The following is a 13,661-nucleotide window of genomic DNA, read 5'->3' as shown; positions in this document are numbered from 1 at the left end:
GTATCTTTAAAAAGACGATTGTTTTTTAGTAAAAGAGTCGTTATCATAGTTTTAGAGATAAAAGTTCGACACCAAGCATGAACGCAAATTTAAATGAATAAAGGAGTATAGGATGATGCGATATCTTTTACTGGGTATAGGGGGTATCTTTACATTATTAGGTTTTGCAGGTGCGGTTTTACCATTGTTGCCTACAACACCTTTTTTACTTGTCGCTGTACTCTGTTTTGCGAAGAGTTCCGATCGTTTTCATGATTGGCTCATACAAACAAAAGTGTATCAAGCTTACGTTGAAGATTTTCGTAAATATCGTGGCTATACGATGAAAAAGAAAATACAATTATTAATCAGTTTATATATTGTAGTGGGGTTTTCGATTTGGATGGTGGATGTAACAATAATTCGCCTAGGGTTATTGGTCATGGTTGTATTACAAACGGTGGTCTTATTTACATGGGTAAAGACTTTACCGAAAAGTTACAATATGCGATAACATATGTACGTTAAATTGAATACGATTTGATTGAGCAGAAATTGCACGGTATAGTGACGTGTCGTTTCTGCTTTTTTTAAATAACGCTACATGGAGTTCACATTTTTTATACATGGTTTGTAGTGGCTGAAAATACAAGTAACTAAGAAACAAACGTTTGTGAAATACCTATTTTAATAATTTAAAAAGTTTTGTTTAGAAAAAGATTGATTCTAAAGTCATTACACTATATAATAATGATTATCATTATCAATTGGAGGAAGATGAATGAAAAAGTTATTATTACCGTTATTGGTATGTATGTTAATTTTGGCGGCATGTGGCCAAAATGATAATAAAAGTAGTGAAAAGGAAACAAAAGCGTTCAATCTTAAAACAGCAAAAGGTGAGGAAAAAATTGATATTCCGAAAGATCCAAAACGAATTGTAGTGATGGCGCCTACTTACGCGGGAGGTTTAAAATATCTTGATGCAAACATTGTCGGTGTGTCTGATCAAGTTGATCAAAGTCCAGTTCTTGCTAAAAAATTTAAAGATGTGGATAAAGTAGGGGCAGAAGATGTAGAAAAGGTAGCGTCATTAAAGCCTGATTTGATCATTACATACAACACAGACAAAAACACAGATAAATTGAAAAAAATTGCACCAACGATTGCTTTTGACTATGCAAAATATAACTATCTTGAACAACAAGAAGCTATGGGTGACATTGTCGGTAAGTCGGATGAAGTGAAAAAATGGAAAGCTGAATGGGAGAAACAAACAGCACAAGATGGTAAAGACATTAAAGCACATCTTGGTGATGACACATCAGTAACCATTTTTGAAGACTTTGATAAGAAAATTTATGCTTATGGTAAAAACTGGGGACGTGGTAGTGAAGTACTCTACCAAGCGTTCGGTTTGAATATGCCTAAAGTGTTAGATGATGCAACGAAAAAAGAAGGTTGGACAGAAGTTCCGAAAGAAGAAGTAGGCAAATATGCTGGAGATGTGATTATTACAGCGAAAGCGAAAGATGCTGCACAACCTGAATTCCAAAAAACAGCGATGTGGCAAAATTTAGAAGCGGTACAAAACAAACATGCGTTTAATGTAGATTCAAGTGTGTATTGGTATAACGATCCATATACATTAGATGTCATTCGTAAGGATTTAAAGAAACAACTTTTAGCGTTACCATCGAATTAAGATGGGTCGTAACCTGAGATTGCTAAGCCATTCTGCGCTTTCTCAGCGTCTCGTTTCAACTAACCAACGCTTTGATTAAATGATACAGAGTTGAAAGTGTTGGTGGATTTTGGGAGTAGTTCAGAAATTTCATGTGACACAAAGATTTCGTAGTACTGCCCCCTGCAAGGCTGACTAGACTTCTCAAAAGCATGCGTATTGAGAAGTGAGACAGCTACTGCGTTAAATAGTAGCGACTATTGTAAAAGGTTACCGATTTAAAGGTTTTGATTTTACCTTCAGGAGTCTCGGCTGGGTCGGTAAATTGAGAAAGCGGTGCCACTCTACATTGAGTGGTATCGCTTTTACATGGGGAAGAGGAAAGAAAAAGAATTTACTACTTTTTGGGAAATTCATATCACCACATGTATTGCGCATCAATGTGAAAAGGTATCTCATCGGCTTTTGAGTACTCAGCTCAAAAGGGATGGGATACCTTTTTGTTAGATGAATTATTTTGTTTTACGAACGTATGTGATAGCACCGTGTCTATCAAAGATAGTCAATCCGGAAATATCTTTTTTCGGTGTTGGGATAATGAGACTTGCGATATACGCCACGATAAAGGCTGTCATAAAGGCGATAATTGAAATATAGAATGGTGAGCCTGCACCGCCAATACCTTGTCCTTGTAAGAAATAGCTTACGATAACTGCGACTAATATACCCACAATGACACCCACACCATGTGTACGTTTCGTGAAAATACCGACCGCAAAGATACCTGCAATTGGTACACCGAAGAGCCCTGTAATCAATAAGAAGAGATCCCATACGTCATTGGAGTCTGCTGCGATTAAATATAATGAAATCAGCATACCAATGAGTCCTGTAACAACAGTCGTTACACGCGCAATACGCACTTCTGTTGCATCACTTTTAATTCCAAAGAAGCGTTGTTTAATATCTACTGAGAAACAGGCTGCAATGGAGTTTAAACTTGATGAAATTGTTGACTGTGCTGCTGCGAAAATAGCTGCGATCATGAGCCCTGCAACGAATGGTGGCATTTCAGTTAAGATAAAGTAAGGGACGATAGATGATGTATTAAAATCTTTCGGTAGTGCTGTATGAGTTGCATAAAAGATATACAGAACAGTTCCCATACCGTAAAAGAGTGGTGCTGAAATGAGTGCCAACACCCCATTTGTCCAAATCGAATGTGATGTTTCTTTTAAAGATTCAGAAGCTTGATAACGTTGAACGACATCTTGACTGGCTGTATATTGTTGCAAATTATTAAAAATACTACCAAGGAAAATGATTGGGATTGCTGCAGCGGCGGCATTCATTTTCCAGTTGTCTGCGCTGATGAGTTTATGATTACTCACTGCTTCGTTCAAAACTGTGCCAAATCCGCCGTCGATATGCACAATTCCGGTAATAATAATGACAAGCGCACCACCTAATAAAATCACACCTTGAATAAAGTCACTCCATACGACACCTTCAAAACCACCAAGAAATGTATAGATAATACATAAAATCCCGACAAGACTTGCCACTAAATAAGGATTAATATCAGAAACGGCTGTAATTGCGAGTGTCGGTAAATAAATAACAATTGCCACGCGACCTAAATGGAATAAAATAAATAATGCAGAACCCATGACACGTACTGCAGGGTTAAAACGCGCTTCTAAATATTCATAAGCTGAAGTGATTTTAAGCTTTTTAAAGAATGGAATGTAAAAATGAATGAGTAACGGAATAATAGCAACAATTGCAATATTACCGGCTATGTAAGACCAATCTGTTAAATAAGCCTTTTCTGGTGTTGACATAAACGTAATCGCACTTAAAGTTGTCGCATAAATGGAAAATCCAACGACCCATGACGGTAAACGGCCACTCGCTTTAAAGAAACTATCGGTATCTTTACCTGCACGCTTCGTAAAATACGCGCCAACGCCTAACATGATCAATAAGTATAGAATTAAAGCAATCCAGTTCCAAAAACCAAAGCCAATTGTTCCCATAAAAATAAACCCCTTTCAATTTTCAATATAAAGATTTTTAAGAAACCGCTTACAATATGTTGCACAGTAAAAGAGTGAAGAACAACTCTAACTCTATTTATCGTTAGTACTTCACTCTTTTTAATTCAAAGTATCATTATCTTAAAGTTGATATTGGCTAATCAATGATTTCAATGCGTCGCGATGTGCTTCGTTAAATGGATGGAATGGTGCTTTTGGAACACCTGTATCAATCCCTTTTTCAGCTAAAATGGCTTTCAATGTTGGATATAAGCCCATGCCAAGTACAGTTTCGATAATATCATTCGTTTCATGTTGAATGTGATAAGCCTCTTCAACAGAACCATTTTGAGCATGTTCAAAAATTTGACGAATACGACGACCATTTACATTGAACGTCGAACCGATTGCACCATCAACCCCTGAAATCGCAGCTTGTACGAGCATTTCATCAAAACCAGAGAAAATTAACTTGTCTGGAAATGCTTTACGTAAGCGTTCGAGTAAATAAAAGTCAGGTGCTGTATATTTTACACCGATAACTTTATCGTTTTGGAAAAGCTCTTCAAATTGTTGGATTGAAATATTGACACCTGTTAATCCAGGAATAGAGTACACAATCATATTGTTTTGAGTCGCTTCAATAATAGCGAAATAATAATCACGAATTTCTTCAAAAGTGAACGGATAGTAAAACGGTGTAACTGCTGATAATGAATCATAACCGAGTTCTGTCGCATATTGACCCAATTCAATCGCTTCATTTAAATCTAAAGAACCGACTTGTGCAATTAAGCGAATGTCGTCTTTTGCTTCATCTTTCGTAATGCGGAAAACTTCTTTCTTTTGTTCGGTATTCATTAAAAAGTTTTCGCCTGAACTCCCGTTAACATATAAACCGTCTAGTTGTTGTTCATCAATCGCGTTGCGGATAATCGCTCTTAAACCTTGTTCTTTCACTTGTCCGTTTTCATCAAATGGGACGAGTAAAGCAGCATATAATCCTTTTAAATTTTCATACATGGTAAACCCTCCAATAAATCATCTGTTTGTAATATTGGTCTGACCAATTTATAATCTAATTGTAAGCGTTATCAATGAAGAGGTCAATATTTTTATACCGTGCGAGATTAATTATGTTAAACTGAACTAAACTGTATACAAGGAGTTAGTAAGTATCATGGCGGAAATATTAAGTCGTTCTGATAAAAGTTTAAAGCAAACAGTCGTACAAAAGATTAAGAATTATATTTTAGCAGAGTCATTACAGGTAGGGGATAAATTACCAACTGAACGCAAATTAGCCGAGTCGTATCAAGTGAGTCGCTCTGTTGTTCGAGAAGCATTAAGTTATCTCGAAAACACAGGCGTGACTGAAAGTGTACAAGGGCGAGGCACATTAGTGAAAGCACAAGATATTACGCCACTGATTGAAGGGTTTTTATTTAGTTTTCAGGTCTCTCATGGTAATTTGAAAGATTTAATGATGTTACGGCTCACTTTCGAATTGGCAGCGATTGATATTATTGAACGTAAACAGGCACCGTTAACTTCGATAGCTGAGGCACTTGTGGACGATGTGCATGCGTTTAATGTATCTGTGGACCAAAAATTTCATGAAAGTTTACTCACTGCAGTGGACTCATCATTATTTCAACAGATGAGTGCCGTGGTGCAAGCGTATTTTTATCAAACACCTATTGAAACATCGCGCGAAGAAAATGTGCGCAGTATGACAGAACATCGCAATATTTATGAAGCATTAAAGGACGGAAATTTTTCATTGGCTAAAGCATTGTTAACGCAACATCTCATGAGAGGGGCAGAGTTTTATGAAAAAAATAGCTTTTGACATTGGGGGGACTTATATTAAGTCAGCCATTATTGATGAAAATCGGCAATTGCAAGATTATGATAAAGTGCCTACACCCGTAAATGAAAATGACGCCATTATTAATTATGTTGAGGCAAGATTACAACGTTATATTCAAGAACATCAACTACAAAAAGTCGCAGTAGGCATTTCAACAGCGGGGGCCGTAGATAGAAAGGCGCGTACCATTGCTTATGCCAACCCAAATATTTTGAATTATATAGGCACAAACTTTGCAGATAAACTGAATGCGTATGTACAAGAGCTCGTCGTCTATAACGATGTCGATGCAGCATTGTTAGGGGAGTTAGATGAAAGAGAGGCGACTTATGAAAGTGCTTTTTGTTTAACATTAGGTACAGGTATTGGCGGCAGTTATTATCAACGGAATGTCGGATTATTAACGGGCATACGTCATCGTCCGAATCAAATTGGCTATTTATTATACGACCCAGAAACGAATACACAATATGAACAGAGAGCCTCTACTGAAGCGTTAAAACAATTGTTAATGAGAGAAAACTATCCGCATCAAAATGTTCAACAACTGTTTGAAGAAGCAGAAAATGGGGACACAACAGCGCGACACCATATCCAACAATGGGCGCGTGAAGTGGCACGAGGTATTGCGGAAATTCAAATTGTTTATGATCCAGAAATGATTATTATTGGTGGTGGTGTTTCTGCACAAGGTGACGTGTTATTAAGTTATATCTTGCCGGAATTGAAAAAATATTTACCTCAAGATTACGGTCATGCCAAAGTTGAAGTCGCACAATTACAAAATCATGCTGCATTACTCGGTGCAGTTGCTGAATTGTAAACAAGTATGGCAATTGCATTTACATTAATGCTATAATCTGAAATGAACTGTTTTTTATCATTTTTAGGAGGAAAAAGATTTTGAACACGAAATTTTTAGTTTATACAGCATTAATGACAGCCATTATTGCGGTCATGGGTTTTATTCCAGCTATTCCTTTACCATTTATCCCAGTACCGATTGTGCTCCAAAACGTCGGGATTTTTTTGGCAGGTATTTTATTAGGACGCCGCTATGGCACATTAAGTGTCATCGTATTTTTATTACTCGTATTAATGGGCGCGCCATTGCTTTCAGGTGGACGTGGCGGCTATGGTGTCTTCGTCGGACCGAGTGTCGGTTTTTTAATGATGTATCCAATCGCAGCATTTTTAATTGGTTGGATGCGCGACAAATATTTTGAAACATTAGATTTTAAACGTACTTTTGCGATTATCGTTATCTTCGGGGGTGTTTTATTAGACTTAGTGGGTGCCATTGTTATGGGCTTTGTCATTCATATGCCATTGTCTAAAGCTATCTACCTGTCGTTAACATTTTTACCGGGTGACATAGTTAAAGCTGCAATTGCCTCACTCATTGCAGTCGCACTGTTTAACAATCCTGTGATGTCGAGAATAATGAAACAATTAGCGAAATAAGTGTTGAAAGTAGGGGATGTAAATGGAGATTCAGATGAGTGACATTTATTGTGAGGGCGACCTTTATTCTAACGATGACAGTGTGACCATTTATATGACGCCAGCGACACCTCTGACTTATGAAAATAATAAGTGGGTGTATCATCAAATGCCGGATGTGTCTCAGTTTAAAGAAGATATGAGACGGCAACAAGTGCTTCATGCTGACAATGGTGTGTTGGCACATCTCAAATTTGAATTTCCAGAAAACGTCAAACCCAACGCAGACATGATGCAACTTTTACGTGCTGAAGGTTTTCAAGTCGGAAATCTTGAGCTGTATATGATTGAAGCAACAGATTTGCGTCAATTGACTGGACCGAGCCTTGAGATAGAGCCTGTAACTTTAGAAAACATGGCAGATTACATGCATGTATATGAGCCGCTCTCAATTCAATTTGGTGCAGATTATATTAAAGAAAGTGCGCAGGCATTGCTGACTCATTTGAAAAAAGCTTCTCGTGCGCTCCAACCTTATATCGCTTATGAAAATGCGCAACCTGTTGGCATTATGAATATGATTGAGACGGAGCGAACGGTGGAACTGGATGGTTTTGCGGTAGCTGAAGAAGCGCGTGGACGTGGCGTTGGTTCACGGATGCAAGCGTTTGTGGGAGAGATGGCTCGGGAGCGTCCAGTCATTTTAGTAGCTGATGCTGAAGATACAGCGAAAGATATGTATATGAAACAAGGTTATACATTTGTCAGTTTTCAGTACAGTGCACTTAAGGAATTAACTGTTTCAGTACCGCATTGATGGCAGTACTTTCAAACATCATAAAAGTAATGAAGTAAATAGAAACAGGCGTAGGGTGAGACATCTCTCATCAACGCCTGTTTTTACATTTATGCTTGTTGAATACGTGCTGGATGACTGTAAATGTTAAAGTAATCGTCACGCACGAAGCCGACTGCGGTAATGTTAAGATCATGGGCGAGTTGCACTGCTAATGTTGTAGGGGCAGATTTAGAAATAATCATGCCGACACCGATTTTAGCGGCTTTGATTAAAATTTCTGAGGAGATACGCCCACTAAAAATAAGTACTTTATCTCGCACCCCAATATGACGTTGAATACAGTAACCGTAAAGTTTATCTAGTGCATTATGACGTCCAATATCTTGACGATGAATGTAAAATTCATTGCCGTCACTAATGGCTGCGTTATGTAAGCCTCCTGTTGCTTGAAAGACACGACTTTGCTCTTGTAAACGTGCCATCATGCTTAAAATCTGAGAAGGTGTCAATTGAAGGTTGGACATTGAAGTTTTCGCAATGGCGGCATCGTTTTGGAAATAAAATTCTCGGCTTTTCCCACAACATGAAGCGACGAGACGTTTTGTTGATAACTGCACACGATCATGGATGGACGATGTGATTTCAACATGCGCATAACCACGCCGCTCATCAATTTCAATCGATTTTAACTCATCTCTTTTTAAAATGACCCCTTCAGAAGCGAGAAAGCCAAGGACGAGTTCTTCCAATTGATTTGGACTACAAATGACTGTCGCAAATTCTTCTCGGTTCACCATGATTGTTAATGGCATCTCTGTCACATAATTATCTTCTGTTTCAAATAAAACGCCTTTTTCGAAACGTACAATCGGCTGGTTCGTTTTAAAGTCTGGATTCAAATGCACAACCTCCTTTCAAAAAATGTACGAATGCTTTTATGTATATACCAATTTTAAACTTTCTCAAACGATTTTAACAGAATTTGAAATATGAAGAGAGTTGAAAAGAGAAAATAAAAGAAGTAAACTGTAGTAAACAAACGAAGAGAGTAGGTTGAACGATGGCGAGTATTAGAGAGATTGCGAAAGAGGCAGGTGTGAGTCCTGGTACGGTGTCGCGTGTATTGAATGAGGATCCTTCGCTTTCTGTCGCAACAAAGACGAGACAGCGCATTATCGAAATTGCCAATGCATGTAATTATACAAAACAAAAGCGTCTGACACGACAAATCCAAATTGTGACACACGCTTCAAAAGAAAAAGAAATGATTGACCCTTATTATCGAGAACTGAGATTAGCGATTGAAAAAGAAGTAAAGCATTTGAATTTGACACTGAAAAAGACGATCCGTACGAACGAATTAACGTCGATTGAACAACTGCAGCAAGTGGAAAAGGCGGGGTCGGTGATCGTCATTGGTCCGTTCAAACAATCAGTGATTCAACAGCTTTATGTATATAATGCGCGGCTCATTTTAATTAATCAACTCGATGCACCGAGTCATATCGATGCGGTATCTTCTGATTTATATGACAGTATGCAAGCGTTACTCGAATCACTTCAACAGCAACAAGTCGACAAGGTGGCATACGTTGGTGGAGAAACAAAGGTACGTGATGTGGGTCAAGCACATGATACTTTTGCTGATGCGAGACAACGTGCGTATATCGATTGGTGTGAAAAAACGAATGCGGAAGAACATTATTATCCGTCGAATTGGGAGCGTCAAAATGGTCATGAAATCGGGCAACGTATAGCACAGGCTGACGCGCTACCACAAGTCGTCATTACCGGCAATGATGTGCTTGCAGTGGGCGTAATGCAAGGGTTACAACAAGCTAAAGTTCGTGTACCAGAAGATGTACAACTGGTTAGCTTTAATGATTCTGAAATTACACAATATACAGCGCCAATGATTTCAAGTATTCGTATTCCTATTGAAGAGTTTGGCCGTCAAGCGGTTCGTTTAGCACAAGATCAAATGAAAGGCCAACGCCAAGTCGCGATTCATATGCAGTTGAACACGCATTTAAATTATCGAGAAAGTTTTTTGAAAGCGGTCTCAGTTGACAGTCAACAAGATAAACAGTAAACTGTAATTGTTGTTTACTATAAAGACTTTGGGGTGTGAGATATGCAAAACCTAACTCAAACATTTAAAGACATTTTTAACGCAGAACCAACATTGACAGCTTTTGCACCAGGGCGTATCAATTTAATTGGCGAACATACAGACTACAATGGTGGCTTTGTATTTCCAGCAGCAATCGAATTAGGGACATATGGTGTTGGGCGTTTACGTGACGACCGTAAAATTCAACTTTACTCAGTGAATTTTGAATCAGCAGGTGTGATGGCGTTTGATTTAGACCATTTAGATTACAATGCTGAACATCAGTGGGCGAACTATCCAAAAGGGATGATTTGTTATTTAGTTGAGCAATTTCCAGAGATTCAACGTGGCTTTGACATCGTTGTTGAAGGTAACATTCCGAATGGCGCAAGTTTATCATCATCTGCGTCTATCGAGTTGTTAACAGGGCACCTTGTGACGACTTTATTCGGTATTAAAATGGACCGCCTTGAGCTCGTAAAAATGGGACAACGTGTCGAAAATGAATTTATCGGCGTGAATTCAGGGATTATGGACCAATTTATTGTCGGGTTCGGTAAAAAAGATCATGCGATTTTGTTAGATACAAATACGTTGGAATATCACTACGTACCAACAGAATTTGGCGATTACAAAATTTCGATTATGAATACGAACAAACGTCGAGAACTTGCAGAGTCGAAATATAACGAACGTCGAAGTGAATGCGAGCGTGCGTTATCTCATTTACAAAATTATCTTGACGTGCAATCATTGGGTGAAATTTCAATAGCGCAATTTGAACAATATGCAGACAAAATTGATGATGATGTGCTTCGACGCCGTGCGAAACATGCGATTTCAGAAAATGAACGTACAAAAAAAGCGTACGAAGTGTTACAAGCACATGATTTCGAAGTGTTTGGTAAATTGTTAAATGCGTCTCATGCGTCATTAAAAGATGATTATGAAGTGACAGGATTAGAGTTAGATACATTAGCAGAAGCTGCACAACAAGTCGACGGTGTGTTAGGGGCACGTATGACAGGTGCAGGGTTTGCAGGATGTGCGATTGCGTTAGTACACAAAGATAAAATTGCTGACCTTGAAGAAAAGGTGACTGAGGCATATACGAAAACGGTAGGGTATGCACCGTCGTTCTATCATGTGGATATCGCAAACGGTGTACGCACTATAGAGGAAAAATAAAGGAGTGTATGGAGTATGTCTATGCTTGTATTAGGTGGCGCAGGTTATATCGGAAGTCACTGTGTCGATCAATTAGTTGAAGCGGGTTATGATGTTGTTGTCGTTGATAATTTGGTCAAAGGACATCGTGAGGCGGTTCATGCAGATGCGCGTTTTTATGAAGGGGACGTCCGTGATCGCGAATTTTTAAATAACGTTTTCGAAAAAGAGGACATTGAGGGCGTGTTCCATTTCTGTGCGTATTCATTAGTAGGTGAGTCAGTAGAGTATCCACTTGAATATTTCAATAACAATGTTTATGGATTGCAAGTGTTACTCGAAGTGATGCGTGAACATGATGTCCAACATATTATTTTTAGTTCAACAGCTGCAGTCTATGGTGAACCTGAAGAAGTACCCATTGTTGAAACGTCACAAAAATTACCAACGAGTCCTTACGGTGAAAGTAAACTTGTGATGGAAAAAATGATGCGCTGGTGTCATGAAGCGTATGGTGTGAACTATGCTGCGTTGCGTTACTTTAATGTTGCAGGAGCTAAAGAAAACGGCGCAATTGGTGAAGATCATCATCCGGAAACGCACCTTATTCCAGTTGTCCTTCAAGTCGCATTAGGTCAACGTGATGAATTGAAAATGTTTGGTGATGATTACGATACACCAGACGGTACGCCAATTCGAGACTATTTACATGTCACAGATTTAATTTCTGCGCATATTTTAGCGTACGATTATTTAAAAGCGGGTGGCGAAAGTGGTGCGTTCAACTTAGGGACAAATCACGGTTACTCAGTGAAAGAAATCTTAAATGCTGCACGCGAAGTGACAGGTCGAGACATTCCGGCAGTCGTGGCGCCTAGACGTGCGGGTGATCCAAGTAAATTGGTCGCTTCAAGTGATAAAGCGAAAGCGTTATTGAAATGGCAACCTCAACATGATGATATTCATGAAATTATTCGTACTGCTTGGGAATGGCATCAAAAACACCCGAACGGCTATGAAAACGTCTAAAGGAGGCTCATTATGGCAAACGCAGCACATGTGTATCAATTTGCAGATGATATTATTGCGCATGGCGACTATGAACCGGGGGACCGTATTTATGTCGTCAATCAAATTTTGTCACGTTTGAAGGCAGATGATATTGCGCTTTTAGACACTGAACATGACATCCAACCTCAAGCGCCGATTGAAGTCGTTAATTTACTCATTGAAGATGCGATTGAGCGAGGTGCATTTGAAGATATTTTGTCAGTGCGTGAACAGTTAGAAGCCAGTTTGATGGATTTAATCACGCCGAGACCTTCGACAGTGAATCGTGAATTTTATAAACGTTATCAACTTTCACCAGAAGCGGCGACAGATTATTTTTATCAACTGAGCCATCTGAATCATTACATTAAAGAAGAAGCGATTGCGAAAAATATCGTTTATAATGTGCCGACAGCGTATGGTGATTTTGAGATTACGATTAATTTATCAAAACCTGAAAAAGATGCGAAACAAATTGAGCGTGAGAAAAATGCGCCTGCTTCCTCTTATCCAAAGTGTGCGATTTGTATGGAAAATGAAGGTTATTATGGGACGATGACTTCTGCAGCACGTTCGAATCATCGTATTGTGCAAATGCAAATTAACGGCGAAGAATGGGGTTTCCAATATTCTCCTTATCTGTATTTTAATGAACATAGCATTTTGTTATCACGTGAACACACACCGATGTTAATCAATCAAGCAACATTTGAAAACTTGCTTGATTTCGTGAAGCAATTTCCACACTATACGATTGGATCGAACGCAGATATTCCTGTTGTTGGCGGTTCGATTTTATCGCACAATCATTATCAAGCTGGTCGCCATGATTTTCCAATGGCACTGGCTCCAATCGAACGCTCATTTGAATTAGTGGACTTTCCGACTGTACAAGCAGGTATCGTCAAATGGCCAATGAGTGTCATTCGTTTAACTGCGACAGATACGGAACAGTTAATTGCGGCGAGTGAATGGATGCGTCATCAATGGGAAGGTTACAGTGATGAAAGTGTGCAAGTGAAAGCGCATAGTGATACAGGAGAACGTCATCATACGGTGACACCGATTGCGAGATTCCGTGATGGCCAATACGAAATGGACATCGTGTTACGTGATAATCAACGTACCGAGGAATATCCAGATGGTTTATTCCATCCTCATCAAGATGTTCAACATATTAAAAAAGAAAATATTGGTTTAATCGAAGTGATGGGGACAGCGATTTTACCTGGACGTTTAAAAAATGAATTGCAAGATGTGATTGCATTTTTAAATGGTGATGAAACGTTGGACCTTGGTGTGCATACCGCATGGGCACAAGAAATGAAAGAGAAGTATGATTTTGATACGGAAGATGCTGAAGCGATTGTGCGTCAAGAAGTCGGTTATAAATTTGAACGCGTCCTTCAAGATGCAGGGGTATTTAAAAGAGATGAAGCGGGTCAAGCGGCTTTTCAACGTTTTATCGCAACGTTAAATGTTTAAAAACTAAATATGAATCGACTCAAAATACG

General features: G+C 38.8%; 13 protein-coding genes. 10 read left to right on the top strand and 3 right to left on the bottom strand.

The genetic code is table 11. The features are described from left to right. Nucleotides 1-115: 115 nt before the first annotated feature. Both GZH82_RS10190 and GZH82_RS10185 read left to right on the top strand, forming a co-directional pair. Nucleotides 116-493, top strand: a complete 378-nt coding sequence (locus GZH82_RS10190) for a YbaN family protein (protein ID WP_162683044.1) — start codon at nucleotides 116-118, stop codon at nucleotides 491-493. 267 nt (nucleotides 494-760) lie between these two features. Further along, nucleotides 761-1,684 (top strand): ABC transporter substrate-binding protein, encoded by a 924-nt coding sequence (locus GZH82_RS10185; RefSeq protein WP_162682383.1) that lies wholly within the window; start codon nucleotides 761-763, stop codon nucleotides 1,682-1,684. Between the two features lie 491 nt (nucleotides 1,685-2,175). Here the strand turns inward: GZH82_RS10185 and GZH82_RS10180 are convergent, their stop codons facing one another. Continuing rightward, nucleotides 2,176-3,702, bottom strand: a complete 1,527-nt coding sequence (locus tag GZH82_RS10180) for a sodium:solute symporter family protein (protein ID WP_162682382.1) — start codon at nucleotides 3,700-3,702, stop codon at nucleotides 2,176-2,178. 141 nt (nucleotides 3,703-3,843) lie between these two features. Beyond that, the gene (locus GZH82_RS10175; RefSeq protein ID WP_162682381.1) at nucleotides 3,844-4,725 is read right to left on the bottom strand and encodes an N-acetylneuraminate lyase; all 882 of its coding nucleotides are present in this window, start codon (nucleotides 4,723-4,725) and stop codon (nucleotides 3,844-3,846) included. A gap of 157 nt (nucleotides 4,726-4,882) precedes the next feature. On the opposite strand from GZH82_RS10175, the gene GZH82_RS10170 reads away from it, so the two are divergent. The 4 genes from GZH82_RS10170 to GZH82_RS10155 all read left to right on the top strand — a co-directional run bounded on the left by GZH82_RS10170 (nucleotide 4,883) and on the right by GZH82_RS10155 (nucleotide 7,835). Next, nucleotides 4,883-5,554 (top strand): FadR/GntR family transcriptional regulator, encoded by a 672-nt coding sequence (locus tag GZH82_RS10170; protein WP_162682380.1) that lies wholly within the window; start codon nucleotides 4,883-4,885, stop codon nucleotides 5,552-5,554. Beyond that, nucleotides 5,535-6,398 (top strand): ROK family protein, encoded by an 864-nt coding sequence (locus GZH82_RS10165; protein WP_162682379.1) that lies wholly within the window; start codon nucleotides 5,535-5,537, stop codon nucleotides 6,396-6,398. Before GZH82_RS10170 ends, GZH82_RS10165 begins: the two co-directional genes overlap by 20 nt. A gap of 80 nt (nucleotides 6,399-6,478) precedes the next feature. Next, complete coding sequence (locus GZH82_RS10160; protein ID WP_162682378.1) at nucleotides 6,479-7,039, top strand: biotin transporter BioY; 561 nt, start codon at nucleotides 6,479-6,481, stop codon at nucleotides 7,037-7,039. 22 nt (nucleotides 7,040-7,061) lie between these two features. Beyond that, a complete protein-coding gene (locus GZH82_RS10155; protein ID WP_162682377.1) occupies nucleotides 7,062-7,835 on the top strand; it encodes a GNAT family N-acetyltransferase in 774 nt (257 codons plus the stop codon). Between the two features lie 89 nt (nucleotides 7,836-7,924). Here GZH82_RS10155 and fdhD read toward each other — a convergent pair whose 3' ends face one another. Beyond that, entirely contained in the window at nucleotides 7,925-8,716 is a 792-nt protein-coding gene (gene fdhD, locus GZH82_RS10150; RefSeq protein WP_162682376.1) for a formate dehydrogenase accessory sulfurtransferase FdhD, read from the bottom strand. Nucleotides 8,717-8,877: 161 nt separating this feature from the next. Here fdhD and GZH82_RS10145 point away from each other — a divergent pair, with 161 nt between their 5' ends. Genes GZH82_RS10145 through galT form a run of 4 tightly spaced genes read left to right on the top strand, consistent with a single transcriptional unit; the run spans nucleotide 8,878 to nucleotide 13,632 of the window. Then, nucleotides 8,878-9,909 carry a LacI family DNA-binding transcriptional regulator gene (locus GZH82_RS10145; RefSeq protein ID WP_162682375.1) on the top strand — a complete coding sequence of 344 codons (1,032 nt, stop codon included), beginning with the start codon at nucleotides 8,878-8,880 and terminating at the stop codon, nucleotides 9,907-9,909. 42 nt (nucleotides 9,910-9,951) lie between these two features. Continuing rightward, nucleotides 9,952-11,118, top strand: a complete 1,167-nt coding sequence (locus tag GZH82_RS10140; RefSeq protein ID WP_162682374.1) for a galactokinase — start codon at nucleotides 9,952-9,954, stop codon at nucleotides 11,116-11,118. Nucleotides 11,119-11,133: 15 nt separating this feature from the next. Further along, entirely contained in the window at nucleotides 11,134-12,126 is a 993-nt protein-coding gene (gene galE / locus GZH82_RS10135) for a UDP-glucose 4-epimerase GalE (RefSeq protein ID WP_162682373.1), read from the top strand. 12 nt (nucleotides 12,127-12,138) lie between these two features. After that, nucleotides 12,139-13,632, top strand: coding sequence for a UDP-glucose--hexose-1-phosphate uridylyltransferase (galT, locus tag GZH82_RS10130; protein ID WP_162682372.1), 1,494 nt, complete (start codon nucleotides 12,139-12,141; stop codon nucleotides 13,630-13,632). Nucleotides 13,633-13,661 lie beyond the last annotated feature (29 nt).

The organism is Staphylococcus sp. MI 10-1553, assembly GCF_010365305.1.
In the GTDB taxonomy this organism is placed as follows: Bacteria; Bacillota; Bacilli; order Staphylococcales; family Staphylococcaceae; genus Staphylococcus.
The sequence above is the reverse complement of the archived record's forward strand: the minus strand, read 5'-3'. Positions and strand labels throughout refer to the sequence as shown.

Bases quoted from the DNA above. Each gene is read 5' to 3' on its own strand.
- GZH82_RS10190 (WP_162683044.1), top strand. From the start codon at position 116: ATGCGATATCTTTTACTGGGTATAGGGGGTATCTTTACATTATTAGGT.
- GZH82_RS10185 (WP_162682383.1), top strand. From the start codon at position 761: ATGAAAAAGTTATTATTACCGTTATTGGTATGTATGTTAATTTTGGCG.
- GZH82_RS10180 (WP_162682382.1), bottom strand. From the start codon at position 3,702: ATGGGAACAATTGGCTTTGGTTTTTGGAACTGGATTGCTTTAATTCTA.
- GZH82_RS10175 (WP_162682381.1), bottom strand. From the start codon at position 4,725: ATGTATGAAAATTTAAAAGGATTATATGCTGCTTTACTCGTCCCATTT.
- GZH82_RS10170 (WP_162682380.1), top strand. From the start codon at position 4,883: ATGGCGGAAATATTAAGTCGTTCTGATAAAAGTTTAAAGCAAACAGTC.
- GZH82_RS10165 (WP_162682379.1), top strand. From the start codon at position 5,535: ATGAAAAAAATAGCTTTTGACATTGGGGGGACTTATATTAAGTCAGCC.
- GZH82_RS10155 (WP_162682377.1), top strand. From the start codon at position 7,062: ATGGAGATTCAGATGAGTGACATTTATTGTGAGGGCGACCTTTATTCT.
- GZH82_RS10145 (WP_162682375.1), top strand. From the start codon at position 8,878: ATGGCGAGTATTAGAGAGATTGCGAAAGAGGCAGGTGTGAGTCCTGGT.
- GZH82_RS10140 (WP_162682374.1), top strand. From the start codon at position 9,952: ATGCAAAACCTAACTCAAACATTTAAAGACATTTTTAACGCAGAACCA.
- galE (WP_162682373.1), top strand. From the start codon at position 11,134: ATGTCTATGCTTGTATTAGGTGGCGCAGGTTATATCGGAAGTCACTGT.
- galT (WP_162682372.1), top strand. From the start codon at position 12,139: ATGGCAAACGCAGCACATGTGTATCAATTTGCAGATGATATTATTGCG.